The 25,719-nt window shown below is 69.3% G+C and carries 19 protein-coding genes; 14 read left to right on the top strand and 5 right to left on the bottom strand.

Annotated elements, in window-relative coordinates; translation table 11 throughout:
* The first annotated feature begins 156 nt into the window (after nucleotides 1-156).
* Nucleotides 157-1,665, top strand: coding sequence for an arabinosylfuranosidase ArfA (gene arfA, locus QQX02_RS03315; protein WP_301141204.1), 1,509 nt, complete (start codon nucleotides 157-159; stop codon nucleotides 1,663-1,665).
* A 53-nt stretch (nucleotides 1,666-1,718) separates the two neighbouring features.
* On the opposite strand, the gene QQX02_RS03310 is transcribed toward arfA, so the two are convergent.
* Complete coding sequence (locus QQX02_RS03310) at nucleotides 1,719-3,404, bottom strand: MFS transporter (RefSeq protein ID WP_301141203.1); 1,686 nt, start codon at nucleotides 3,402-3,404, stop codon at nucleotides 1,719-1,721.
* A gap of 203 nt (nucleotides 3,405-3,607) precedes the next feature.
* Between QQX02_RS03310 and QQX02_RS03305 the strand changes: the two genes are divergently transcribed.
* Nucleotides 3,608-4,111: a MarR family winged helix-turn-helix transcriptional regulator gene (locus tag QQX02_RS03305; RefSeq protein WP_301141202.1), complete on the top strand. Its 504-nt coding sequence runs from the start codon at nucleotides 3,608-3,610 to the stop codon at nucleotides 4,109-4,111.
* Here QQX02_RS03305 and QQX02_RS03300 read toward each other — a convergent pair.
* The 4 genes from QQX02_RS03300 to QQX02_RS03285 form a co-directional block, all read right to left on the bottom strand.
* Complete coding sequence (locus QQX02_RS03300; RefSeq protein ID WP_301141201.1) at nucleotides 4,108-4,629, bottom strand: MarR family winged helix-turn-helix transcriptional regulator; 522 nt, start codon at nucleotides 4,627-4,629, stop codon at nucleotides 4,108-4,110. The genes QQX02_RS03305 and QQX02_RS03300 overlap by 4 nt on opposite strands.
* 114 nt (nucleotides 4,630-4,743) lie before the next feature.
* The gene (locus QQX02_RS03295; protein ID WP_301141199.1) at nucleotides 4,744-5,370 is read right to left on the bottom strand and encodes a SanA/YdcF family protein; all 627 of its coding nucleotides are present in this window, start codon (nucleotides 5,368-5,370) and stop codon (nucleotides 4,744-4,746) included.
* Nucleotides 5,349-5,582, bottom strand: coding sequence for an acyl-CoA carboxylase subunit epsilon (locus tag QQX02_RS03290; protein WP_301141197.1), 234 nt, complete (start codon nucleotides 5,580-5,582; stop codon nucleotides 5,349-5,351). The genes QQX02_RS03295 and QQX02_RS03290 overlap by 22 nt, the downstream gene beginning before the upstream one ends.
* Entirely contained in the window at nucleotides 5,579-7,168 is a 1,590-nt protein-coding gene (locus tag QQX02_RS03285; RefSeq protein ID WP_436968495.1) for an acyl-CoA carboxylase subunit beta, read from the bottom strand. The genes QQX02_RS03290 and QQX02_RS03285 overlap by 4 nt, the downstream gene beginning before the upstream one ends.
* Nucleotides 7,169-7,206: 38 nt before the next feature.
* Between QQX02_RS03285 and QQX02_RS03280 the strand changes: the two genes are divergently transcribed.
* The 12 genes from QQX02_RS03280 to QQX02_RS03225 all read left to right on the top strand — a co-directional run bounded on the left by QQX02_RS03280 (nucleotide 7,207) and on the right by QQX02_RS03225 (nucleotide 25,700).
* Nucleotides 7,207-8,064, top strand: a complete 858-nt coding sequence (locus QQX02_RS03280) for a biotin--[acetyl-CoA-carboxylase] ligase (protein WP_301141196.1) — start codon at nucleotides 7,207-7,209, stop codon at nucleotides 8,062-8,064.
* Between the two features lie 135 nt (nucleotides 8,065-8,199).
* Complete coding sequence (locus QQX02_RS03275) at nucleotides 8,200-9,708, top strand: histidine kinase N-terminal 7TM domain-containing diguanylate cyclase (RefSeq protein WP_301141195.1); 1,509 nt, start codon at nucleotides 8,200-8,202, stop codon at nucleotides 9,706-9,708.
* Nucleotides 9,709-10,057: 349 nt separating this feature from the next.
* Nucleotides 10,058-12,454 (top strand): glycoside hydrolase family 3 N-terminal domain-containing protein, encoded by a 2,397-nt coding sequence (locus tag QQX02_RS03270; RefSeq protein ID WP_301141194.1) that lies wholly within the window; start codon nucleotides 10,058-10,060, stop codon nucleotides 12,452-12,454.
* 115 nt (nucleotides 12,455-12,569) lie between these two features.
* Nucleotides 12,570-12,986: a hypothetical protein gene (locus QQX02_RS03265; protein WP_301141193.1), complete on the top strand. Its 417-nt coding sequence runs from the start codon at nucleotides 12,570-12,572 to the stop codon at nucleotides 12,984-12,986.
* A 181-nt stretch (nucleotides 12,987-13,167) separates the two neighbouring features.
* Entirely contained in the window at nucleotides 13,168-16,158 is a 2,991-nt protein-coding gene (locus tag QQX02_RS03260) for a glycoside hydrolase family 3 C-terminal domain-containing protein (RefSeq protein ID WP_301141192.1), read from the top strand.
* Between the two features lie 21 nt (nucleotides 16,159-16,179).
* Nucleotides 16,180-18,696, top strand: a complete 2,517-nt coding sequence (locus QQX02_RS03255) for a glycoside hydrolase family 3 C-terminal domain-containing protein (RefSeq protein WP_301141191.1) — start codon at nucleotides 16,180-16,182, stop codon at nucleotides 18,694-18,696.
* A 21-nt stretch (nucleotides 18,697-18,717) separates the two neighbouring features.
* The gene (locus QQX02_RS03250) at nucleotides 18,718-19,410 is read left to right on the top strand and encodes a GtrA domain-containing protein (protein WP_301141190.1); all 693 of its coding nucleotides are present in this window, start codon (nucleotides 18,718-18,720) and stop codon (nucleotides 19,408-19,410) included.
* A gap of 11 nt (nucleotides 19,411-19,421) precedes the next feature.
* On the top strand, nucleotides 19,422-20,441 hold the full coding sequence (locus tag QQX02_RS03245; protein ID WP_301141189.1) for a glycosyltransferase: 1,020 nt from the start codon (nucleotides 19,422-19,424) through the stop codon (nucleotides 20,439-20,441).
* A 55-nt stretch (nucleotides 20,442-20,496) separates the two neighbouring features.
* The gene (glf, locus tag QQX02_RS03240) at nucleotides 20,497-21,651 is read left to right on the top strand and encodes a UDP-galactopyranose mutase (protein ID WP_301141188.1); all 1,155 of its coding nucleotides are present in this window, start codon (nucleotides 20,497-20,499) and stop codon (nucleotides 21,649-21,651) included.
* A 246-nt stretch (nucleotides 21,652-21,897) separates the two neighbouring features.
* Complete coding sequence (locus QQX02_RS03235) at nucleotides 21,898-22,659, top strand: DeoR/GlpR family DNA-binding transcription regulator (RefSeq protein WP_301141187.1); 762 nt, start codon at nucleotides 21,898-21,900, stop codon at nucleotides 22,657-22,659.
* A complete protein-coding gene (gene pfkB, locus QQX02_RS03230; RefSeq protein WP_301141186.1) occupies nucleotides 22,656-23,603 on the top strand; it encodes a 1-phosphofructokinase in 948 nt (315 codons plus the stop codon). The genes QQX02_RS03235 and pfkB overlap by 4 nt, the downstream gene beginning before the upstream one ends.
* Nucleotides 23,604-23,621: 18 nt before the next feature.
* The gene (locus QQX02_RS03225; protein ID WP_301141185.1) at nucleotides 23,622-25,700 is read left to right on the top strand and encodes a PTS fructose transporter subunit IIABC; all 2,079 of its coding nucleotides are present in this window, start codon (nucleotides 23,622-23,624) and stop codon (nucleotides 25,698-25,700) included.
* Nucleotides 25,701-25,719: the final 19 nt, after the last annotated feature.

The following is a 25,719-nucleotide window of genomic DNA, read 5'->3' as shown; positions in this document are numbered from 1 at the left end:
ACGGCGGCTGCGCGGCGCTTGAGAAAGTTTCGCGCGAGGTGCTGGCGGATGCGCGCTCGCCGGCCCGGGCATCGGCCGTCTCGCGGCTAGCCTGTCCCCGAGAGCGCCGCAGGGCGCTCGGCACCGAGCACAGGCACGCAGGGCGAAGGAGCAACCGTGGCGCAGGCGAACCTCAGCATTCAGGCGGACGCGGGCATCGGCCCTGTGCGACGCCGCCTCTTCGGAGGGTTCGTCGAGCACCTCGGACGGCATGTCTATACCGGCATCTACGAGCCCGGGCACCCCACGGCCGATGCGGACGGGTTCCGGGCAGACGTGATCGACCTGGTGCGCGAGCTCGGCGTGAGCGCCATCCGGTACCCGGGGGGAAACTTCGTCTCCGGGTATCGGTGGGAGGACGGGGTCGGGCCGCGAGAGGAGCGTCCGCGTCGGCTCGACCTGGCGTGGCATTCGATCGAGACCAACGAGGTGGGTCTGCACGAGTTCTCCACGTGGCTCGAACACGTGGGCAGCGAACTGATGCTGGCCGTCAATCTCGGCACGCGTGGGGTGCAGGAGGCGCTGGATCTCCTCGAGTACTGCAGGATCCGGGGTGGCACGGAGCTGTCTGAGGCCAGGCGAGCACATGGCCGCGACGAGCCGTTCGACATCCGCATGTGGTGCCTGGGCAACGAGATGGACGGCCCCTGGCAGCTGGGGCACCGGGACGCGGACTCGTACGGAGAGCTGGCCGCGAGAACGGCGCGCGCGATGCGCCAGGTCGACCCCGACCTCGAGCTGGTGGTGTGCGGATCCTCCGCCCGCAGCATGCCTACCTTCGGCGCATGGGAGCGCACCGTGCTCCGCCACGCGTACGACGAGGTCGACTACATCTCGTGCCACGCGTACTACGAGGAGGTGGACGGAGATGCTGCGAGCTTCCTGGCGTCTGCCGTCGACATGGATGCCTTCATCGAGGAGGTCGCACAGATCGTCGACGAGGCGCGCGAGGCCGCCGGCTCCGATCGCACGGTCGGCATCTCATTCGACGAGTGGAACGTCTGGTACATGCGGCGGTTCATGAGCCAGGAGAAGATCACCGACATCGAGCACTGGCCCGTCGCTCCGCGCCTGCTCGAGGATCGCTACAGCGTGCTCGACGCGGTGGTGCTGGGGTCGCTGCTGATCTCTCTGGTGCGCCACGCGGACCGGGTGACGAGCGCCTCTCTCGCGCAGCTCGTCAACGTGATCGCGCCCATCATGACGGAGCCCGGCGGCCTGGCCTGGCGCCAGACCACGTTCTTCCCGTTCGCCCTCACGTCGCGGCTTGCGCAGGGAGAGGCAGTCGACGTGGCCGTGGAGTGCCCGTCGATCTCCACCGAGCGCCACGGCGACGTCCCGGCGGTGACTGCGGTGGCGACGCGGGATGGCGACTCGGCGGCGATCTTCGCCGTCAACCGGGCGCTTGACGAGTCGGTCGAGGTGACCGTCGATGTGGCGTCTCTCGGGGCCTCCCGCGTGTCCGAGGCGCACGTGCTGTCCGACCCCGACATGTACGCCGCCAACTCGCTCGAGGAACCCGAGCGCGTGACGCCGCGCCGGCTCGAGACCCGGCTGGACGGGAGCGTGCTGACGTTCACGCTCCCGCCCGTGTCGTGGGTCGCGGTCTCCCTCGAGGCCGAATGAGTCCTGACGTTCCTCCAGGTGGCCCGCAATCGCGAAGAGGAGTCCTGACCTTCCTACTGTGACGGAGTAGTCGAGTGCGAGGCGGCGGCCGATGCGGGGGCGGGTTCCTCCGCGTCGGCAGCTGAGCGGTCCTCGTGGGGTGCGCTGCCCGGCTCAGCGGACAAGGACTTGTCGCCTCGCGGCAGCGCGATCAGCATGAGGATCGCGGTGCCGATCGCGATCACGGCGGAGATGGCCATGGCGTACTGGTTGGCGTCCATGAACGCCTCCTGGGCCGCGAAGGCGATCTGGCTCGCACCATCGGCGGCCGTGCCGCCTCCCGCGCTCATCTGGTCCGTCACGGCGACCGCTCCCGCGAGCGAGTCGCCGACGGCGGCGCCGGCCTCCCCGGGCAGGTCCTCAGCGACGGGGGCGATGTTCGAGGCGTACTGGTTCGCGATCAGCGAGCCGAGCACCGCAATGCCGAGCGACGCGCCCAGCTCACGGGTGGTGTCGTTCATCGCCGACCCCATGCCGGACCGGTTGCGCGGCACCGAGGCCATCATCATGTTGGTCGCCGGGGTCATCACCAGCGCCATGCCGAACGTGATGAGCGACATCGCGATGAGGAAGTCCCAGTACGCCGGGACGGTGGGCCACGTGGTCATCAGTCCGAATCCGCCCGCGATGAGCAGGAGGCCGGGGATCACGGTCCAGCGGGTGCCGACCTTCTCGACGATGGTGGGGACGAACGGCCCCACGATCATCATGGGCAGCATCGCAGGGATGAAGGCCAGCGAGGTGATGAGCGAGTTGTAGTCCATCACCAGCTGGAAGATCTGGGTCATGCCGAAGAAGGCGCCCATCATGGCGAAGAACGTGAGCGTCACCGAGATGACGGACAGCGTGAAGCGCGAGCTGCGGAACAGGCTCAGGTCGAGCATGGGGTGCGTGGCGCGCAGCTCCCACCAGATGAAGGCGGCGAGCGAGGCCGCGCCCACGACGGCGGCGACGATGGTCATGGTGTCGTCGAAGCCGTGCGACGGCGCTTCCATGATCGTGTAGACGATGCCGGCGAGGGCCATCGTGATGAGGGCGCCGCCGGTCCAGTCCACGGGGGTGACCTTCTCGTCCACCGACTCCGGCACGATGCGCGCGGTGACCACGAGAGAGACGACGCCGAACACGGCGCCGAGCAGGAACGCCGAGTGCCAGTCGAAGAAGTGCAGGAGGACGCCCGTCAGCACGGAGCCGATCATCATGCCTACGCCGGCGACGGCCGCCCAGATCGCGATGGCCCGCGGGCGTTCCTTCGACGGGAACACGACGTTGACGAGCGACAGGGTCGTGGGCATCACGAGCGCGCCGCCGATGCCCATGACGGCGCGGGACGCGATGAGCTCCGCGCCGGTGGACGCGAAGAACGGTGCGTACAGGGACGCGAGCACGAAGATGACGAGGCCCACCATCATGGTGCGCTTGCGGCCGTAGCGGTCGGCGATCGCGGCGGCGATGAACAGCAGCGCGGCGAACACCAGCGCGAACGCCTCGACCACCCAGGTGAGCTCGAGCTGCGTGAGCGAGAAGTCCACCGCGAGATCCGGCAGAGCCAGGTTGAGGCTCATGTTCGCGATCATCGCGGTCATCAATCCCAGGCACAGCGTGGCGAGGATCGCCCAGCGGCGACGGAACGTGCGCTCGGAGATGCCTTCGGCGAGGGCGTCGTCGAGCGTGACGGGCGTGGTGGCAGGGGTGGACAAGGCGCGCCTCCAGGAGGAAAGGGGTGGGGACCCCGTCGGCGGGGACGTGGATCAGAATACTTCGTGTCAGGCGAACTATCAAGCCCCGAGTCAACACGGACGGATGCGCGGCGACTTCCTGCGTGAGCCCGTGCCCGGTAGGTTCGGTGCACGTCGCGCAGTCATGCGCAATAGGGACCGAGGGGGGGGCGGAGGTGGCGGGGATGGTGCAGCAGCACGGGGACCGCGCGGCTCTCGAGCAGCGCATCGTCGCCCTTCAGGGATCGCTCATGCGAGCGCAGATGCGCAGCCAGGCCGAGGCCCTGATCGACCAGCACCTCACGCTCGCCCAGTTCCGCGCGATCCTCTTCATCCACGCGCACCCGGGCCGCCCCACGGCCGAGGTGGGGGCGTTCGTGGGGGTGCGGCCCAACATCGCGACGGGAGTGGTGCAGCGGCTCGTCGACCGCGGGTGGGTCGCCCGCGAGCGTCACCCCGACGATGGGCGCGTGCGCCTGCTGAGGCCCACTCCCGCGGGCAGGGCGTTCGTGGACGCTGTGGTCGCCGAGGTGGAACGCGACTTCGTGACGCGACTGGCGGCGCTGTCAGTCGAGCAGCTCGCCGCGCTTGAGGGGATTCTCACGACTCTCGGCGTGGCGGCCGCGCCAGAGGATGGCGCCGCTGCGCCGGTCGCGCCTGCACCGGGGGCCGATGCGGGGGAGGCCTAGGCCTCGACCTGCGCCTCCAGGTCTGCGTCCAGGCTCGAGCACTGCTCGGCGACCTCCGTGGGGAGGAGCGCTGTCAGCAGGTGCGTCAGTGCTTCGCGATGCTCGGCGGGCACGCGATCCAGCAGGGTCGAACGGATGATCCGGGTGTACTCGCCGCGCGAGCGCTCGACCACCTCCGCACCCTTGTCCGTCAGCACCGCCCAGCTGGCGCGGCGATCGTGATCGCACGTGGTGCGCTCCACGAAGCCCGCATTCTCGAGGCGCGTGATCGAGTGCGACAGTCGTGACAGCGATGACTCGTGCGCGCGAGCGATCTGCGCGAGCTGCAGGCGCCGGCCCTCCTGGTGCGAGAGCGCATCGAGCACCGTGTACTGGAAGTGGTTGAGACCCGTGGCGGCGCGCAACTGCTCATCGAGCGATGCGGGAACGGTGGACAGCACTGCCGAGAACCGTCGCCACAGCAGCTCCTCGGCGGCAGGGAGTGCCGTCGAGGGTGCGGGCGCGACCTCGGCTGTCATGGACCGATTCTAACCGGTTGAGGCTTCAACGGATATGCCGAGCGTGGTCGGCGCCGCCATCGGGCCGGACGTCCTCGTGCTCGTCACCGGTGTCCGCGGCCTCAGTGCCCGGATCTAGGCGTCCGCGGGCGCCACCCGGTCGCGCATGATCTCGATGGCGGCCTTCCACGTCGCGGGAAGCTCGCGGGCGTAGCCGAACGCAGTGTGTCCGCGCAGCATGACGGCCGGGTGGGCGCCCTGCGCGTTCAGGCCGACGCTGCGGCACAGCCACATGGCGCGCGGGAGGTGGAACTCCTGCGAGCACACGATCACCGACTCGAGCCCCAGTCGCTCGCGCGCATTCAGCGCCGACGCGCGGGTGTCGTGTCCCGAGGGGTCGCGAATCAGATCACTGGCGGGCACGCCGAGTTCGAGCGCGGTGCGCTCCATGGCGGCTGTCTCGTCGAGTCCTTCGCGGTTCGATACGGCTCCGGTCAGGACCAGCGTCGGCACCAGCCCACGCTCGTAGAGCGTGACCCCCGCCTCGACCCGCTGACGCAGGAACAGGGACGGACGCCCGTCCTGCCAGACCCGCGCACCCAGCACGAGTGCCGCATCGGCCGTCCGAAACTCTCCCGAGGTCGCGGGCGCGCGGTCACCGATCGTCGCGGCGCGCGCGTAGAGCTGAGGTGCGGCTCCCGCGAGTGCGCCGATGGCGCCGAGCGCGAACAGCCGGCCGCTCACCGCAGCGAAGTGCGCCACGCCGCCCCGCCCCGCGCGAGGGGCAAGGAGTGGTGCTGGCCGCGCATGGTGCGCGAGCGATCCATCCAGGCCGAGGTGGGGGCGCCTGGCTCCGGCTCCTCGTCCGCTGCCGACGCGATCGCAGCCATGCCGGCGACGAGCGCCGCGACCTCCGAGTCGTCGGGCGACCCGCGCAGGACCCGCAGGCCCGCGCCCGGATTCTGGTCGTTCACAGCGGCACGTTCCCGTGCTTCTTGGGCGGCAGGGAGGCGCGCTTGGTGCGGAGCGCCCGCAGGGATCGCACGATGTGCGCGCGCGTCTGCGATGGCTCGATGACGGCGTCGACGTACCCGCGGTCGGCGGCGTCGTAGGGATTCACGATCTGGTCTTCATACTCGGCGGTCAGACGGGCGCGCTCGGCCTCGACGTCCCCGCCCTCCTCGGCCACCTTGGCAAGGGCGCGTCGCTGGAGGATGTTCACCGCTCCTCCGGCCCCCATGACCGCGATCTGCGCGGTGGGCCACGCGAGATTGACATCCGCGCCGAGCTGCTTGGAGGCCATCACGATGTACGCGCCGCCGTAGGCCTTGCGGGTGATGACGGTGACGAGCGGCACGGTCGCCTCCGCGTAGGCGTAGATGAGCTTCGCGCCGCGGCGGATGATGCCCTGGTGCTCCTGGTCCACGCCGGGAAGGAACCCGGGCACATCCACGAACGTCAGCACCGGGATGTTGAAGGCGTCGCACGTGCGCACGAACCGGGCGGCCTTCTCGGACGCGTTGATGTCGAGAGTGCCCGCCATCGACTGGGGCTGGTTCGCCACGATTCCCACCGAGTGGCCCTCGACGTGGCCGAAGCCCACGATGACGTTGGGGGCGAACAGCGGCTGGATCTCGAAGAACTCACCTTCGTCGAGGACGGTCTGCACCACCGTGGACATGTCGTACGGCTGGTTGTCGGAGTCCGGCACGATCGAGTCCAGTGCGGTGTCGTCCTCGGTGAGCTCGAGGTCCGCCTCGTGGTCCCACGACGGCGGGTCCGAGAGGTTGTTCTGGGGCAGGTACTGCAGCAGGTGCTGGACGTACTCGATCGCGTCGTCCTCGTCCGAGGCGAGGTAGTGCGCGACGCCGGACTTCGCGTTGTGGGCGTGCCCGCCGCCCAGGTCCTCGAACGTCACGTTCTCGCCGGTGACGGACTTGATGACGTCCGGACCGGTGATGAACATCTGGGACGTGCCGTCGGCCATCACGATGAAGTCCGTGAGCGCGGGGGAGTAGACCGCGCCACCCGCCGACGGGCCGAGAATGATCGAGATCTGCGGGATCACTCCCGAGCTGGCCACGTTGCGGCGGAAGATCTCGGCGAACTGGGTAAGAGCCGCGACGCCCTCCTGGATGCGGGCGCCGCCGCCATCCAGGATTCCGATCATCGGGACGCCGGTGCGCAGTGCGAAGTCCTGGATCTTGGCGATCTTGCCGCCGTGAACCTCGCCCAGCGACCCGCCGTACACGGTGAAGTCCTGCGAGTAGACCGCGACCTGGCGGCCGTCGATGGTGCCGTAGCCCGTGATCACGCCGTCGCCGTGAGGGCGGTTCGACTCGAGCCCGAAGTTGCGGCTGCGGTGGCGAGCGAGGGCATCGAGCTCGACGAACGAGCCGTCATCGAGCAGCTGCTCGACGCGCTCTCGTGCCGACTTCTTGCCACGCGCGTGCTGCTTGTCCCGCGCCGTCGCCTCGCGCTGCCCGACGGCCTCGTCGAGCTTGCCGCGCAGGTGATCGAGGGCGCCTGCCGTGGACTTGGTGGGCTGCTGGTCCGACACGTTCCTCCTTCAGGAAGTCTGCCCGTTAGCCTAGCCGGGTGATTCTCCCCTCGCCCGCAGCCGTGGCCGCATCCCGCGAGCCGCTGACGGCGACGCAGTTGGCCGGCATCGTGGGCCCCACCCGACAGCTCTCGCGGCTCGACGTCGTCGCGTCCTCACCGTCCACCAACACCGCCCTGCTGAAGGCCGTCGCGGAGTCCCCCGAGCACTGGCCGCACCTGAGCGGCATCGTCGCGGACCACCAGACTGCGGGACGGGGCCGCGCGGGACGCGAGTGGGCCACGCCCCGCGGCGCCGCGCTGACGGTGAGCCTCGTGCTGAGGCCGCAGGCGATCGCGCCAGACGCGCTGGGCTGGGCGCCGCTGGTGGCGGGTCTCGCGACCGTGCGCGCGCTGCGCGACTGCGGGGTCGGTGCCTACCTCAAGTGGCCCAACGACGTCGTCGTCGAGGCGGGCGCCAAGGACATCCCCGGATGGGGCCGGTGGCGCAAGGTCGTCGGCATCCTGTGCGAAGGAGTGCCCGGTGAGCGCGCTGTGGTCGCGGGCATCGGCATCAACGTCTCTCAGTCGCCCGCCGAGCTGCCCGTCCCGCACGCCGCCTCGCTTGCGACGCTCGGCGCGACCGAGCTCGACCGCGTGCGGCTGATGCGAGCGCTCGCGGCACACCTGCGCGATGCGGCCGCCGCGTGGGAAGGCGAGGCGGACGGCGACAGCGTCCGCGCCGAGGTCGAGCGCGTGTGCGCGACGATCGGCTGGGATGTCGCGGTGGACGTGCCAGACGGCGTGCCCATCAGCGGCACCGCGGTCGGGCTGTCAGCGGGCGGCGCGCTGCTGGTCGACACCGGTGCAGAGGTGCGCGAGGTGCTCGCCGGCGACGTGCGGGTGCGTCGCGCCTGACCCGCGTCCTGGCCACACCGCGTCGTATTCGCCACACGTACGGAGGCGGGGGAGGTGTGGCACCAGGAGACTGACCTAGGCTCGAAGCCAGGGAACGGGCCCAGCCAACTCCGGGAGGCGCGCGTGATTCACGTCATGACTGCGACGTCCCTCGTCGGCGCCGTGCTGGCGGTGATGCTCGGTACTTACCACTGGCGGCGACGGGCGAGCAACGCGCTCTCGGGGCCCCTGGCCCTCGCCATGTTCTGCGGCGCGTGGTGGGCAGTCATGCAGGCTGTGGTCGTCTGGGGCGCATGGGAGCCCGCGCGCGTGGCGGCCGCCTACGCGATCCTCCCGGGTCTGGCCGTGCTCGTGGCGTGCACCGTGGTGTTCGTGCTCGTCCTGGCCGGTCTCGAGCGCAGGGTGACGCGCCGCCTGCTGATCCTGCTCGCCATCCACCCGGTGGCGATCCTGCTCGCGATCGCCGCCGACCCGTGGCTGCGGCTGGTGTTCTCGGCGATCGGCGAGGACGCGGCCGGGCGCTTCGTCATGGAGTTCGGGCCCGTGTTCTGGATCCACTCCACCTACTCGTACGGTCTCACCCTCATGTCGGCGGCGCTCCTGGTGCGTGCGCTGCTGCGGTCGGTCCGCGGTCACCGGGCCGTGTTGGCGATCGCGCTCGCCGCGCTGCTGCTGCCGTCGTTCGGCAACACCCTGATGCTCATCGCGGCGGAACGGGGCCAGGTCGATCTTGGTCCACTGCTGTTCCTCATCACCGCTGGGCTGTGGTCGTGGGTCGCGGTCTATCGTGCCCGTCTGGGAGTCGTGCCGGTCTCGACCCGCGATGTGCTGGCCGCGCTCAGCGACGGGGTGGTGGTGGTGGACGCTGCCGGAGTGGTGATCGACGCCAACCCCCGTGGCCACGAGCTGCTGTCGCGCCTGCGACCGCGTGGCGCAGCGGTGAGCGCGGTGCTGGGACGGCCGTGGGAGCAGTTGGTCGACGACCGCTATCTGCGCCTGCTCGCGGACGGTGACCAGCACTTGCTGGTGCTCGACGATCGCACCGTGCTCGACCTCCGGCTCGAGCGCATGCGCTCGGCGGAGGGTCGCTCACGGGGCGCTGTCGTGGTCGCCCGTGACGTCACGGAGCTCGAGCGGCTCCGAGAGGAGCTTGCCGAGCTGGCGGTCCGAGACTCGCTCACCGGACTGTTCAACCGACGGTACCTGGGTCCGTCGCTGGAGGCCGGGGTCGCCGCGGCGGACGCGACGGCGACGCCGCTCAGCGTCGTGATGCTCGACGTCGATCGCTTCAAGCAGGTGAACGACACGCATGGACACGCTGTCGGGGACGCCGTACTCGAGCAGCTGGCGCGGATCCTCGCGGCCGGGATCAGGGATGGCGACGTGGTGGCGCGCTCCGGGGGCGAGGAGTTCATCCTGGTCCTGCCGGGGGCGACGAAGAAGCAGGCGGCTGTGCGCGCGGAGGAGCTGCGCGCGCGCTGCAGCACGCACGAGTTCGCGACCGAGGCGGGACCCCTGCACGTGACGGTGAGCCTGGGAGTGGCAGAGCATCGTCCCGGCGTCACCGCCGACGGCCTCCTCATTGACGCGGACAGGTCCCTGTATCGAGCCAAGGCTGGCGGTCGCGACCGCGTCGCTGTCTGAGCGCGCGGCCGCTCCGTCCCACCGCCCCGCCGCCCTGCCGCCCCTTCGGCGACTCCCGCGCTGCGTCGTCGTTGGCGCGACGGGCGGTGAGCCTCGGCGCCGCCCGTATGTCACGGAATGGTCACAGTGCTGTCACAGCGCCGAGACCTTTGGACAGAACATGCGGCCGTCCGCACAGGTTGTGCGATCCCGCAGTCGCGCTCGTCTCGTGATGGCGACACTTCCCCTGACACGTTTCCCGCTCCGCCGCTGGCGGTGGGGACACGGGGCGGGCCCGCTTACCGGGTGCCAGCCCGTCGACACAGCGTTCGCGGGCAGTCAACGATGACGAACAGGAAGGGACAGGCCAATGAAGGTCATGCCTATGAGAGGGATCGCCGCGCTCGCGGGCGTGGGTCTCGCGATCTCAGTCGCCGGGTGCAGCTCGGACGAGACGGACGATCCGCAGCCCAGCGAGACCGCGGTCGCCACCGGCGACTACACCGAGCGCGAGGTCTCCGACGGCACCACGGACTTCGTGATTGTCGAGAACCCGAACGACGGCGCCCAGCTGTCGTACAGCGCTGAGGGCGGCATGACGCTGCTCGAGGAGGAGGTCGACGGCTCCACGTACGCGTTCAAGGACATGAACGCCAACGGCGAGCTCGACGCCTTCGAGGACTGGCGCCTCGAGCCCGCTGAGCGCGCCGCCGACCTGGCCGACGACCTCACGACCGAGCAGATCTCCGGACTGATGCTGTTCAGCTCCCACGAGAGCTCGCCTGGCGACGGCCTGACCGAGCCTCAGGAGACCTACCTGTCCGACTCGCACCTGCGCAACGTCCTGAATGCCGGTGGCTCCGACACCGAGGAGAACGTCACCTGGGTCAACGAGATGCAGGCCTACGTCGAGACCCTCGCGAGTGCCGACGCCCCGTACGTCCCCGCGAATTTCTCGTCCGACCCGCGCTCTGAGGCGCAGTCGGGCTCGAGCTACGTCGAGACCGGTGCCGGAGTGTCGCTGTGGCCATCCGTCCTCGGCCTCGCCGCCACGTTCGACGCCGAGACCATGGAGGACTTCGCTCGCGTCGTCTCGAAGGAGTACCGCGCACTGGGCATCTCCAACGCGCTGAGCCCGCAGATCGACCTGGCGACCGAGCCGCGGTGGTTGCGCGTGTCCGGCACGCTGGGCGAGAACCCGGAGCTGGCCTCCGAGCTTGCGGCCGCTTACGTCAAGGGCTTCCAGGGCACGTACGACGAGAACGGCGAGCTGATCGGCTTCGGGCTTGACTCGGTGCCCACCACCATCAAGCACGCACCCGGCGATGGCGCGGGCGAGGGTGGACGCGAGTCGCACACCAACGTCGGCAAGTACGGCGTCTTCCCGGGCGGCAACCTCGACGAGCACGCGTCAGTGTTCGCGGCTGCCTCCGACTCCCTCGCGATGATGACCAACTACTCGATCATGCTCGACGGCGACGGCGAGCCCGTGCTCGGCGGCGACGCTGTGGGAACGGCGTACAGCCCGGAGATGCTCTCGCTCATCCGCGACGAGATCGGCTTCGAAGGCGCGATCGTCACCGACTGGGGCGTCATGACCGGAGCCAACGACGAGGGCGCCTTCATCGCGACCGCGTGGGGCGCCGAGGACATGGAGCCCGCCGAGCGCTTCTACCAGGTGCTGGCCAACGGCGTCGACATGTTCGGCGGCGTGAACGACTCGACGCTGATCCTCGAGGCCTACGAGCTGTGGGCTGAGCGTTTCGAGGCCGGCGAGGTCGACGTCGACGCGGACACCCGCTGGCAGGAGTCCGGGACCCGGATCCTCACCAACTACTTCGCGCCGGGCCTGTTCGACAGCCCGTTCGTGGAGCTGGAGAAGTCCCTGGAGACCGTGGGCAGCGAAGAGGCCGTTCAGGCCGGCTTCGACGCTCAGCTGAACTCGGTGGTGATGCTCAAGAACGACGGCACCATCGCCGAGGGCACCGACTGGTCGGACTCCACCGTGTACATCCCGCACACCTACGACACCGGCCACGCCGGACTGTTCGGCCCCGCGGCATACACGGAAGGCCCCACCCTGAGCATCGAGGTCGCCGACGAGCTGTTCGGCACCGTCGTCACCGACACGGTGGAGCTGGATGACGAGGGCCAGGTCACGTCGATCACGGCTCCCGATCTGTCTGACGTCGACGTGGCGCTGGTGGGACTGCGCTCCCCGAACAACGGAGAGCCCTTCTCCGCGTCCGGTCAGGACATGGAGACCGGCGAGTGGTACCCCTTCTCGCTGCAGTACGCGCCCTACACCGCTGACGGCGACACCGTGCGGCAGACCTCGATCGGTGGAGACATCCTCGAGGACGGCAGCAAGGAGAACCGCTCGTACTTCGGCAACACCTCGCGGATCTCTAACGAGGCCGACATCGACGCGTTCAACCGCACGGTCGACGCTGTCGAGGCCGCTGGCGGAGACATCCCTGTCATCACGATCGTGAAGGCCAACAACCCGGTGGTTCCCGCCGAGTTCGAGGCTGGATCGAACGCGGTGCTGGTGGGCTTCGGGGTCAGTGACCTCGCCACCCTCACGGTGGCCTCCGGCCAGCACGAGCCGCAGGGCCGTCTGCCGATCGGCTTCCCGGTCGACATGGCCACGGTCGAGGCGCAGCAGGAGGACGTCGGCGAGGACATGGACACCTACGTCGACGCCGCAGGGAACGACTGGAAGTTCGGGTTCGGCCTGAACTACTCAGGCGTGATCGCGGAGTAGTCACCCCGTGTCACCCTGGCCGTGGCCGGCAGCAGCTGCCGGCCACGGCCAGGGTCTCGGAGCACGACCAGAGTTGGGGGCCGACCCCGGCTCGACAACCCACGAAGGAGCAGTCATGAACAAGAACACGATGCGAGCCGGCGGCCTCGCCGTGCTGATCGCCGCCACCGGTGCATTCGGTCTGACCGCATGCTCCAGCGACGCCGAAGGCGACGCAGGAACCGAGACGGAAGCCACCGAGCAGACCACCGTCGACGTCGCGACCGACCTCGAGAACGCGCGCGCCGCCGTCGAGGAGGCGCTCGCCGAGGACGACAGCTGGACTCAGGTCATGCTCGCGGGCGACGTCGAAGCCCCGACGCAGAAGTACGGCCTGCTGGTCATGCCCTTCGTCGCGTCCGACGCGGCCGAGAGCGTCACCGGCACGGTCAACATCGATGGTGGCAACTACACGATCGAGGCCGAGTCCGCCGCCTCCGGCGACACCTGGCAGATCGACCAGGACGGCGAGATCACGCCGGTCACCGAGTAGCGCTGGCCCGCACGCGGCGAGCCCGCCCGGCCGATGTTCTGGCTGGGCGGGCCCCCTGGCCGCGAGGGCCTCACCGAGAGCACGACCCAGGAGCACGACCCAGGAGCAGGCGCATCAGCCCTCCACCCCGCAGACTTTTCCCCCAGCCCCACCCGCTTCACCTCACTGAAGGAGACAAGCCGTGAACGCACGAGCGCGTCAGGACAAGGCCGCCGCGAAGGCGCCGATGTCCAACAAGAAGTACCTGTCGATCTGGATCCCCCTCGTGGCGCTGGTGACCCTCCTCGTCATCGTGGCGAACGCGGCGCTCGTCGTCGCGGGCGGCTGGGTCTCCTCTCAGCTCGGCTCCGGCACGTACACCTTCACCAACTCCGAGGAGTCCGCCGACTGGGACACGGAGTACTACGAATCCGACTATGAGGACATCGACGCGGTCGACGCGGCCGCCCGCGAGCTGGTCGAGGAGATCGGCGCCGGGGGAGTGGTCCTGGCCAAGAACGAGGGCCAGGCCCTCCCGCTGGACGCGTCGTCGCAGGTCACCATGCTGGGACGCGCGGCTGCCGACCCGGTCTACGGCGGCTCCGGCTCCGGATCGGTCGACACGAACTCTGCGGTCACCGCACGCGGCGGCCTCGAGAACGCCGGCTTCACCATCAACGAGCAGGTGTACTCGGTCATCGAGGCCTTCACGGTCGACAACCCGCGCGGATACATCGAGATGGACAGGCCCGACATCTCGACCTACAACATCGGTGAGCTGCCGGTGGGCGACTACGAGGCCCAGGCCGACTCCTTCGAGCAGTACTCCGACGCCGCGGTCATCTACATCGGCCGCCCGGGCGGCGAGGGCGGCGACCTGTCGCGCGACATCTCCGACGCCGAGGAGGGCGCCGAGCCCGGGCAGCACCAGCTGGAGCTGAACCAGGACGAGAAGGACCTCATCGCGCTCGCGAAGGACAGCTTCGAGACGGTGGTCGTGGTCATCAACGCCTCGACGACCCTCGAGCTGGGCGAGATCCAGGACGACGCCGGCATCGACGCGATCCTGCTGGCAGGATCCCCGGGCGCCTCCGCGTTCAACGGGCTGGGCCGCATCCTCTCCGGCGACGTCAACCCGTCGGGCCACACCGTCGACCTGTGGGCCTCCGACTTCACGGCCGACCCGACCTTCGCCAACTTCGGCGAGTTCGTCTACGACAACGTCGAGGCGTCGTTCCCCGTCTCCGCGACGGAGAGCGCCACCTCCAACGCGACGGTCACTCCCGACGCGCCCTTCGTGAACTACGCCGAGGGCATCTACATCGGCTACCGCTACTACGAGACCGCGGCGGTCGAAGGCTTCATCGACTACGACGAGGCGGTCGTCTATCCGTTCGGCTACGGCCTCAGCTACACCGACTTCTCGTGGGAGATCGCGGGTTCGCAGATCGGTGAGACGGACGGCGAGATCTCGGTGGACGTCACGGTCACCAACACCGGGGACGTCGCGGGCAAGGACGTGGTCCAGGTCTATGTGAACGCGCCGTACACCGCGGGCGGCATCGAGAAGGCCGAGGTGGTGCTGACCGACTTCGTGAAGACCTCCACCATCGAGCCCGGCGCCTCGGAGACGGTCACCGTGTCCTTCGCAGTCGAGGACATGGCGTCCTACGACTACCTGGACGCCCAGGCCTACGTGCTCGAGCAGGGCGACTACGAGATCCGCGTTCAGACCGACTCGCACACCATCGCCGACGGCACCGAGCCCCTCGCCTACACGGTCGACGAGACCGTGGTCTACGACGAGTTGAACCCGCGCCAGAGCGACGAGGTCGCGGCGACCAACCAGTTCGACGACGTCTCGGCGGAGTTCTCCACCGAGGGCGACGAGGGCAAGATCCCCGTGATGTCCCGCGCGGACTTCGCCGGCACCTTCCCGACCGCTCCCACCGCCGATCTGTTCGTGGCGGACGAGGCCATCATCGAGGGCTTCCAGGCCTGGGACGCCGAGGCCGCGGCAGAGGCGTTCGAGGGCGACATGCCCACCACCGGTGCCGACTCCGACTTGGCGCTGATCGACATGCGCGGGCTGGCCAAGGACGACCCGCAGTGGCAGGAGCTGCTCGACTCCCTGACGGTCGGCGAGATGACGGACATGCTGCTCAACGGCGCCTACCAGACCGCGGCCATCGGCTCGATCGCCAAGCCGCAGACCCTGGAGCCGGACGGCCCCGCGGGCTTCTCGTCCTTCATCAACGCCTCGATCAACGGCGTGGCATACCCGTCAGAGGTGCTGATCGCCCAGACGTGGGACGTCGACCTCGGCAGCGAGATGGGCGTGATGCTCGGCAACGAGGCGCTTCAGAAGGGGATCAACGGCTGGTACGCCCCCGCCGTCAACCTGCACCGCTCGCCGTTCGGCGGCCGCAACTTCGAGTACTACTCGGAGGACCCGGTGCTGTCGGGCCAGATGCTCACCGCGGTGGCCAATGGCGTCGCGACCAAGGGCGTCTACACGATGGTCAAGCACTACGCGCTCAACGAGCAGGAGACGAACCGCGTCAACAACGGCATCGCGACCTGGGCGAACGAGCAGACCATCCGCGAGCTGTACCTCAAGCCGTTCGAGATGGGCGTCAAGGGCATCACGATGGACGTCACCTATCTCGCTGACGACCAGGGCACGGTCGAGGAGACGACCATCGGTGCGGGCGGAATGATGAGCTCGTTCAACCGGATCGGGTCGACCTGGGCCGGCGGTTCGGTGGCGCTCATGGACACCGTGCTGCGCGAGGAGTGGGGATTCGAGGGCTTCGCCATCTCGGACTTCAACCTGTACCCGTACATGAACCCGAATGAGGGCATCCACGCGGGAACCGACCTCACGCTGACGTTCCAGCCGTCCAAGTCGTTCGACGACACCAGCTCGGCCAAGGCGGTCACCGACATCAGGGACTCGACGCACGACATCCTGTACACCGTCGCGAACTCGAACGCCATGAACGGGCTGGCCCCTGGCGCCACCGTCGACTACACGCCGCCCACCTGGGTGTACGTCCAGATCATCGCCACGGTCGTGGTGAGCCTTGCCCTCCTCGGAGTCATCGTCATGGTGATTCGTCGCGTGCGCCGCCACCGTTCCGGCGGGCCCGCGACGTCCGGGCGGAAGAAGGCCGCGGACTCCGCTGTGTAAGCGGCCCCGCACGCCTTCGCGGTGCCGGACGGGACCCCCCGCCTCGTCCGGCACCGCACCCCGCGCATCGTCGCGGCACCCGACCCCCCGCACCTGTTCGACCAGTCCGGAGCACTCACCATGGCCCACCCGCTCACCGTCCTCGAGAAGGCCGCGCTGCTGAGCGGCGAGAACATCTGGCAGTCCCGCGCGTTCCCGCACGCTGACATCCGCTCGTTGTTCTTCGCCGACGGCCCGCACGGCGTGCGCAAGCAGACCGGCTCGGGCGACCACCTGGGGATCGCGGCGTCACAGCCGGCGACGTGCTTCCCCACGGCCGCGACGGTGGCGAACAGCTGGGACCCCGCTCTGGCGGAAGAGGTGGGCCGCGCTCTCGGCGCCGAGGCCGCCGAGCAGGGGGTCGACGTGCTGCTCGGCCCGGGACTCAACATCAAGCGCAGCCCGCTGTGCGGACGCAACTTCGAGTACTTCTCCGAGGACCCCTACCTGGCGGGGACCCTGGCGGCCGGCTACGTGCGCGGCATCCAGTCCCAGGGCGTCGCCGCGAGCCCCAAGCACTTCGCCGCCAACAGCCAGGAGCTGCGCCGCATGGCGAGCGACTCCGTGGTCGACGAGCGCACGCTGCGCGAGATCTACCTCACCGCCTTCGAGATCGTGGTGCGCGAGTCGAGCCCGCGCGTGATCATGTCGAGCTACAACCGCATCAACGGCGAGTACGCCCATGAGAACGCGCACCTGCTCACCGGCATCCTGCGCGACGAGTGGGGCTTCGACGGAGCGATCATCACCGACTGGGGCGGCGGCAACGACCCCGTCGCCGCGGTGCGCGCAGGTGGCGGACTCGAGATGCCGTCCCCCGGCCTCGACTCTGCACGACGCATCGTGGCCGCGATCGAGTCCGGTGAGCTCGACATGGCCAGCCTCGACGCTCGTGCCGACGAGCTGCAGGCGCTCGCCCACTGGGTCGAGGGCGGCGAATCCGGCGGCGCGGAGGCCAGCGACCACCACGAGCTCGCGCGCCGGGCGGCGCAGCAGTCGATCGTGCTGCTCAAGAACGATGGCGCAGTCCTGCCGCTGCGCGCGGGCGAACGCATCGCCGTCGTGGGCGACTTCGCCGCGAAGCCCCGCTACCAGGGAGCCGGCTCGTCGCTGGTCAACGCGACGCGCCGCACGACAGCCCTCGAGGCCATCGGCGCATCGGAGCTCGACGTCGTGGCCTACGCCCCGGGGTTCGTCCGCACCGGGGGTGAGGACGAGGCCCTCGCGGAGGAGGCCGTCGCGGCCGCCAGCGCCGCCGACACAGTGCTGCTGTACCTGGGCCTCGACGAGGTCAGCGAGTCCGAGGGCAAGGATCGCGATCACTTGTCGCTCAACGACAACCAGGTCGCTCTGCTGGCGCGACTGCACGAGGTGAACGAGCGCATCGTGGTGGTGCTGTCCGCCGGCGCCGTCGTGGAGATGCCGTGGATCGACGAGTGTGCGGCGCTGGTCCACGGCTACCTCGGTGGCCAGGCGGGCGCCGCCGCGATGGTCGACGTGCTCACGGGCACGGTGAACCCGTCCGGTCGCCTCGCCGAGACGTACCCGCTGCGGCTCGAGGACACCCCGACCCACGGCACGTACCCCGCCACCGGCGACGCGGCGCAGTACCGCGAGGGGCTGTTCGTCGGCTACCGCTACTACTCGACGGCCGACGTGCCCGTGCGCTTCCCGTTCGGGTTCGGCCTGAGCTACACCCGGTTCGACTACAGCGATCTCACGGTGTCCGATGCGGGGGCCACCTTCTCCCTCGAGAACACTGGCACCGGCGCGGGCGCCGAAGTCGCGCAGATGTACGTGCGGCGCCTCTCCGACGGCGCCATCCGCCCCGTCATCGAACTCAAGGGCTTCTGCAAGGTCTACCTCGAGCCCGGCGAGCGTGCACGCGTCACGATCCCGTTCGACCGCCACACGTTCCGCACCTTCGATGTGGCCGGCGACCGGTGGGTCAACGAGACGGGCGAGTACGAGATCGTGGTGGGCTCGCACGCGGACGATGCGCGGCTCACCGCCGCGCACTCGCTCACCGGCGACGCGCCGCAGCAGGTTCCCGCCGGGCTGCCTCACTACGCCACCGGCGACATCGCGTCCGTGCCCGACGAGGAGTTCGCTCGCCTGCTCGGACGCGCGCTCCCCGAGCCGCGCCCCGAGCGCAGCGATCTGGGCATGAACGATCCGCTGCGCGCCATGCACGGCGCGCGAAGCCCGCTGGCGCGGTTGGCGGCCCGTGTGCTCCGCTCGCTGATCGACCGCTCGGAGCGCAAGGGCGCCCCTGACCTGAACCTGTACTTCCTGTACAACATGCCGTTCCGCGCCACCGCCAAGATGACCGGCGGCGCCGTGAGCGCGCCCATGGCCGAGGCGATCACGGTGATCGTCAACGGCCACCTGTTCCGCGGCCTCGGGCGCCTGGTGCGCACGTTCTTCCGCAACCTGTCCGACGCCAAGCGCTTGCGGTCCGCCCTCGCGGCCGACGCCGAACGCGCACTGAACCACTAGGAGAATCCGATGCTGACACGAATGAAGAACGTTTGGGCTCGGTTCGTCGAGCGACGCCCCGGCTTCGCGCAGTTCCTGCTCTTCACGGTGTTCTCCCAGGCGGTGACGGTGCTGCAGCTCGCGCTCATGCCGCTGTTCCGCGCATGGTTCAACACCACCTCCCTGCTGGAGACGTCGTTCCAGGTCTTCCCCATCGGGTCCGATGTGGACGGCTCGCAGTACTTCATGTTCGACTACCCGGCCGGCGCGCTGCCCGAGGGCGGCGGCGGGCTCGCGTACTTCCTGGCAGTCCAGATCACGCTCGCGATCGCGCAGATCATCAACTTCTTCCTGCAGCGCAACATCACCTTCAAGTCCAACAGCTCGCCGTGGATCGCGGCCATGTGGTACTTCATCGCGTACGTCGCGATCACGTTCATCGCCGCAGCCGCCCAGGGCTTCTACAAGGCGCCTGTGTACGACTTCTTCATCGACACTCTCGAGTGGGGCTCGACGGGTGAGACGGTCGCGGACGTCCTGACCATGATCATCTACGCGATGATCTCGTTCTGGGTGTTCTTCCCGATCTTCAAGATCATCTTCAAGCGCACGCCCGAGGACGAGGGCGACGGCACCGCCGCCGCTGGTGATGCAGCCCCCGCGACGGCCGGTACGGTATCCACCGGCGCGCACGCTGATGGCATCGGCTCCGACAAGGGCGCACCAGGACAGTGAAGGAGCCGGGGATGACCACCCTGAGTGTCGTCGTGCCTGCGTACAACGCGGCCGAGTGGATGGAGCGCTGCGTCGATTCGCTGCTGGTGCTCGGCGCGAAGGACCTCGAGGTGCTCATCGTCGATGACGGCTCCACGGATGCGACGGGCGCGATCGCGGATCTCTACCAGGCGGCTCACCCCGAGGTGGTGCGAGCGATCCACAAGCCCAACGGCGGCCATGGCTCGGCCATCAACGTGGGACTGGAGCAGGCTCGCGGGGCGTACATGAAGGTCGTCGACAGCGACGACTGGGTGGACGTCGACGCCTTCGCGGCGCTGCTCGACACGCTGCGCGGCTTCCTCGCCGGCGGCGAGTCGGTGGACCTCGTGGTCAGCAACTTCGTCTACGAGAAGGTGGGCCGCCGGCGCAAGCGCGCGGTGCGCTACCGCAACGTGCTGCCGCAGGGGCGCGTGTTCTCGTGGGAGCAGGTGGGGCGGTTCCGGACCAGCCAGTTCCTCATGATGCACTCGCTCGTGTACCGCACCGCCGTGCTGCGCGAGTGCGGACTGCGACTGCCGGAGCACACCTTCTACGTCGACAACCTCTATGTCTACGAGCCCCTGCCGCACGTACGGACGCTGTTCTACCTGGATGTGGATCTGTACCGATACTTCATCGGACGGCCCGACCAGTCGGTGAACGAGCAGGTGATGATCCGGCGCATCGACCAGCAGCTCAAGGTCAATCGCATGATGATGGACGTCGAGGTGAGCCCGTACGAGGTCACGCCGTCGCTGTACCGCTACATGCTCCACCACCTGCAGATCGTGTGCGTGATCTCGTCCACGATGCTCCTTCGCTCGGGCCGGGACGAGGACTTCGCCCGTAAGGTGGAGCTGTGGCGAGCGATCCGGTACGACGACCCCGCCGTGTACCGGCGTCTGCGTCGCACCACGCTCGGTCACCTCGTGAATCTGCCGGGCCGCCCGGGCCGCAAGGCCTCCGTGGCGGTGTACCGCGGCGCCGCCTGGGCGCTCCAGCTGAACTGAGCGCTGCCGCTGTGCCTGACGCCCGCATCGGCCGCATCGCGACAAGGGGCGTGCGATGACTGACCTCGTCGTGGTGGGCGCGGGCCTGTTCGGACTCACCGTCGCCGAGCGCATGGCCGAGCGCGGCAGGCAGGTGCTGGTGGTGGACCGTCGCGACCACATCGGCGGCAACGCCCACTCCTACGACGACCCCGCGACGGGCATCGAGGTGCATCGCTACGGCGCCCACCTGTTCCACACGTCGAACGAGCGGGTGTGGGACTACGTGAACCGCTTCACCGCCTTCACCGACTACACCCACCGGGTCTACACGACGCACCGCGGCGAGGTGTTCCCGATGCCCATCAGCTTGGGCACTATCAATCAGTTCTTCCACGCCGCGCTCACGCCGGATCAGGCCCGCGGACTGATCGCGGAGCAGGCCGCGGAGATGGCGGGCCGCACCCCGGCCAACCTGGACGAGCAGGGCGTCGCGCTCATCGGACGCCCGCTCTACGAGGCCTTCATCCGGGACTACACCGCCAAGCAGTGGCAGACGGACCCGCGCGAGCTGCCCGCATCGGTGATCGCGCGGCTGCCCGTGCGCTACACGTATGACAGCCGCTACTTCAGCGACACCTACGAGGGACTGCCGGCGCAGGGCTATGCGGCCTGGTTCGCGCGCATGGTCGATCACCCGCGCATCGAGGTCCGCCTGGGCGTGGACTTCGTGCCTGGCGGCGCCGGCACGGCCGATGCGGGCGTCACCAGGGACGCAGTCGCGGGCCAGGTGCCGGTGGTCTACACCGGGGCCGTGGACCGCTACTTCGACTACGCCGAGGGCGAGCTGACGTGGCGCACGCTGGACTTCGAGCTCGAGGTCCTCGACACCGGGGACTTCCAGGGCACGCCGGTGATGAACTATGCCGACGCAGACGTGCCCTTCACGCGCATCCACGAGTTCCGACACTTCCACCCGGAGCGCGACTACGTGCGCGACCGCACCATCATCGCGCGCGAGTACTCGCGCTTCGCGGCGCGCGAGGACGAGCCGTACTACCCGGTGTCGACGCCCGACGATCGCGCGCGACTGGCGGCCTACCGCGAGCTGGTCGCGGGGGAGAGGGGCGTTCACTTCGGCGGGCGCCTGGGCACGTACCAATACCTCGACATGCACATGGCGATCGCCTCGGCGCTGTCGCTGGTCGACAACTCCCTGGCCGACGACTAGCGCGTCCGGCCCCCATGCGCCCGCGTCCGCAGCATGACCGGATCGCCACGATCGTCGCTGCCGCCTCGCCGCGCGCGCAGGCATCCCCCGTCCTAGGTTGGAGTCAGGAGCGGTGGTTCGCGCCCCGCTTCCTCTGCGCTAAAACCACACAAACGGAAGCCCGTACCGGTTGACACATGCCCGTGTCGGTGGTTTTATGTGGGAAACGGCCCTGTGCGGTGCCGACGGCCACGACAAGAGGAACCGATGTACGCGACGGAGCGACAGCAGCGAATCCTTCGGGAGGCGCGCGCCGAGGGTCGTGTCGATGTCGCGTCGCTCGCCCAGGATCTGGGCGTGGCGACCGAGACGGTTCGCCGCGACCTGACCTCTCTCGAACGCCGCGGCTCGGTCCGGCGGGTCCACGGGGGCGCGATCCCGGTCGAACGTCTCGAGGTCGAGCCCAGCCTGGCCACTCGCTCAGGTCGCCTCACGGGCACCAAGCGCCGGATGGCGGCCCTCGTCATCGACCAGATTCCGGTCGGTGCCACCGTCGTCCTCGACTCCGGCTCCTCCGCCCTGGCGGTGGTGGAGCTGCTCCCGCCCGACAGGGAGCTCGTGATCATCACCAACTCGATCGCCGCGGCGAACGTGCTCGTGACCTATCCGGGCGTCAGCCTCTACATGCTCGGCGGCCGCGTGCGGGGACTCACGGGAGCGTCCGTGGGCGAGTGGACGGCCGAGGCGCTCACGAGCGTGGTCGCCGACGTCGCCATCATCGGCACCAACGGAATGTCCGTCAACCGCGGTCTCACCACGCCCGACCAGGCGGAGGCGCAGGTCAAGAGCGCCATGATCGCCTCCGCCCGCCGCGTGGTGCTGGCTGCCGACTCGAGCAAGGTCGGTGACGACCACCTCCATTGCTTCGCTGAGCTCGGCGACGTCGACGTCATCGTGACGGACACGGATCTCCCCGACGACGTCGCCGCCGAGATGCGCGCGGCCGGACCCCAGGTGGTCACCTCATGATCGTCACCGTCACCCCCAATCCGTCGATCGACCGCGCGGTCATGATCGACGTGCTGCGTCGCGGCGAGGTTCATCGCTCGACCGCCAACCGCGTGGACCCGGGCGGCAAAGGGGTCAATGTGTCGCGGGCGCTCGCCGCCCAGGGCGCCGAGTCCGTGGCGGTCGTGCCGATCGGCGGGCCCGAGGGTCACCTGCTCGAGGAGCTGCTCGACACCGACGGCGTCACCCGTCGCAGCGTGCCCGTGCTCGGCGCGGTCCGCATGAACATCAGCATTCTCGAGCCCGACGGCACCACCACCAAGCTCAATGAGCCGGGACCGACGCTCGACGAGAACGAGGTCGCGGCGCTGCTCGACGCCACGCTCGACCTCGCCGCCGGCGCCGAGTGGATCGTCGGGTGCGGCAGTCTTCCTCCCGGCGTTCCCGCCGACTTCTACGCCTCGCTCGTCGTGGCCGCGCGTGACAGTGGAGCGCGAGTCGCCATCGACTCGTCGGGACCGTCGATGGCGGCCGCGATCGGAGCACGCCCGCACCTGATCAAGCCGAACGCTGAAGAGCTCGCGGAACTGGTGGGCGCCGACCTGACCACCCTGCAGGACGTGCGCGACGCCGCCATGACTCTGGTGGATGCCGGGATCGGGATCGTCGCCGTGAGCCTGGGTCAGGACGGTGCTCTGCTCGTCTCGCGCGAGGACACCGTCCATGCGCACGCGACCGCGTCGACACCTGTCTCCACGGTGGGCGCGGGCGACTGCATGCTCGCAGGCCTGCTCCACTCGCTCACGACCGGACTTTCGGCATCGGCCGCCCTCGCCGTCGCCGTTCGCTGGGGAACAGCCGCCGTCGCCCTTCCTGGCAGCGGCGTCCCCACACCGGAGGATCTCCGAGACATCGACGTCACTGTTGATACCTCTCCCTCCCTCACCTACCGCCTGGGTCACTGACCCGAAAGGACTTAACTCATGTCCCTCATCAATGAGAGCCAGGTCGTGCTCGACCTGACCGGAGCGGATCGCCACGCGGCGACGCGTGTCCTCGCTGAACGACTCGTCGAGTCCGGCCGCTGCACCGACCTCGACGCCTTCCTCGCCGACGTCCGGAAGCGCGAGGAGACCATGGCCACCGGACTGCCGGGCGGCATCGGCATCCCGCACGCGCGCAGCGCCGCGATCACCGAGCCGTCACTCGTCTTCGGCCGCGTCTCGGACGGCATCGACTGGGGCGCCAAGGACGGCCCCGCCACCCTCGTCTTCCTGATCGCCGCACCTGAGGCCGGGGGAGACGCGCACATGCAGATGCTGCCCAAGCTCGCTCGCGCACTGATGAAGTCCGAGTTCAAGGCGGCACTCGCAGGCGCCACCACCGAGGCGGAGGTCGTGGAGATCGTGAGCGCGGAGGTGGCGCTCGACCCCGCCCCCGCCGACGCGTCCGAGTCGACCGCCGCGTCCGCTGAGCCCACGAAGGACGCGGAGCCAGCGCCCGCATCGGCCGAGAAGAAGCCCCTCTCGATCGTCGCGGTCACCTCGTGCCCCACGGGGATCGCCCACACCTACATGGCGGCCGAGGCCCTCGAACGCGCGGCGAAGGACGCGGGCCACACGATCACGGTGGAGACGCAGGGCTCGGCGGGTTCCGACCCGCTTGACCCCGAGGTCATCGCCTCAGCAGACGCAGTGATCTTCGCGCACGATCTCGAGGTCAAGGACAAGGGCCGCTTCGCTGGCAAGCCGACGGTCGACGTCGGCGTCAAGAAGGGGATCTCCGACGCGCCGGGCCTCATCGCCCGCGCGGTCTCCATGGCAGACGAGTGGGCCAAGGATCCGTCGCTCGCGGCGAAGGCCACCGGCCCTGCCGCCGCATCGGGCGGCCTCACGACGAAGGTCGACAGCGGCATGAGCACCGGGGTCAAGATCCGCCAGTGGCTCATGACCGGCGTCTCCTACATGATCCCGTTCGTTGCGGCGGGCGGCATCATGATCGCCATGTCCTTCATGCTCGCGCAGATCGCCATCGGCGAGCAGGGCGCGATCGAGATCGTCAAGTACGGCCTCGGCGCCGAGGGCGAGTACGACATCACTCAGAACTTCGACGTCCTGAGCCTCACCTCCTGGGCGGCCCTGCTCTTCGTGATCGGCGGGGCATCGTTCGGGTTCCTGGTCCCGATCCTGTCCGCCTTCATCGCCTTCGCGATCGCCGACCGGCCCGGGCTCGTCCCCGGACTCGTGGGCGGGTCGATCGCCTTCACCATGGGCGCCGGGTTCCTCGGCGGGATCGCCACCGGATTCCTGGGCGGCTTCCTTGCGAAGTGGGTCTCGAGCTGGAAGGTCCACAAGGGTGTGCGTGGCGTGATGCCTGTCGTGGTGATCCCGCTCATCTCGACGTTCCTGACCGCGGGCCTCTTCATCACGCTGCTGGGACGCCCGATCGTTGCGCTCACGGAGGCGCTCAGCGACGCGCTGGGCAGCATGGGCGGCACGAGCGCCGTCATCCTGGGAGCCATCCTGGGAGCCATGATGGGCTTCGACCTCGGCGGCCCCGTGAACAAGGTCGCGTACACGTTCGCCACCACCGGTCTGGTCGCTGCCGGCGCCGTGACCGATGCGCCGGAGCTCAAGATCATGGCCGCCGTCATGGCGGCCGGCATGGTCGCCCCCCTCGCGATGGCCCTCGCCACCACCCTGCGCCCGCGGCTCTTCTCCGAGCCCGAGCGCGAGAATGGCAAGGCTGCGTGGCTCCTCGGAGCGTCCTTCATCTCGGAGGGCGCGATTCCGTTCGCGGCCTCCGACCCGGTGCGCGTGATCGCGTCCTCGGTGGTCGGCTCGTCCCTCACCGGTGGCCTCGCGATGCTGTTCGGAACGACGCTGCGCGCACCGCACGGAGGGATCTGGGTGCTGCCGCTCATCGGCAACTTCCTGCTCTTCCTCGTCGCGCTCGCGGCTGGTGTGCTGGTGACGACCGCGATCGTCCTCGCACTCAAGTCCCGCGACCGCAAGGGCGTTCACGACCCGCTGCTGTCCGAGACCGCGCCCGCGGTCGCCTGACCCCCACCTCAACGAAGGA

This window comes from Demequina muriae, from assembly GCF_030418295.1.
Classification (GTDB): Bacteria; Actinomycetota; Actinomycetes; order Actinomycetales; family Demequinaceae; genus Demequina; species Demequina muriae.
This window is presented reverse-complemented; position numbering and strand designations above follow the sequence as displayed.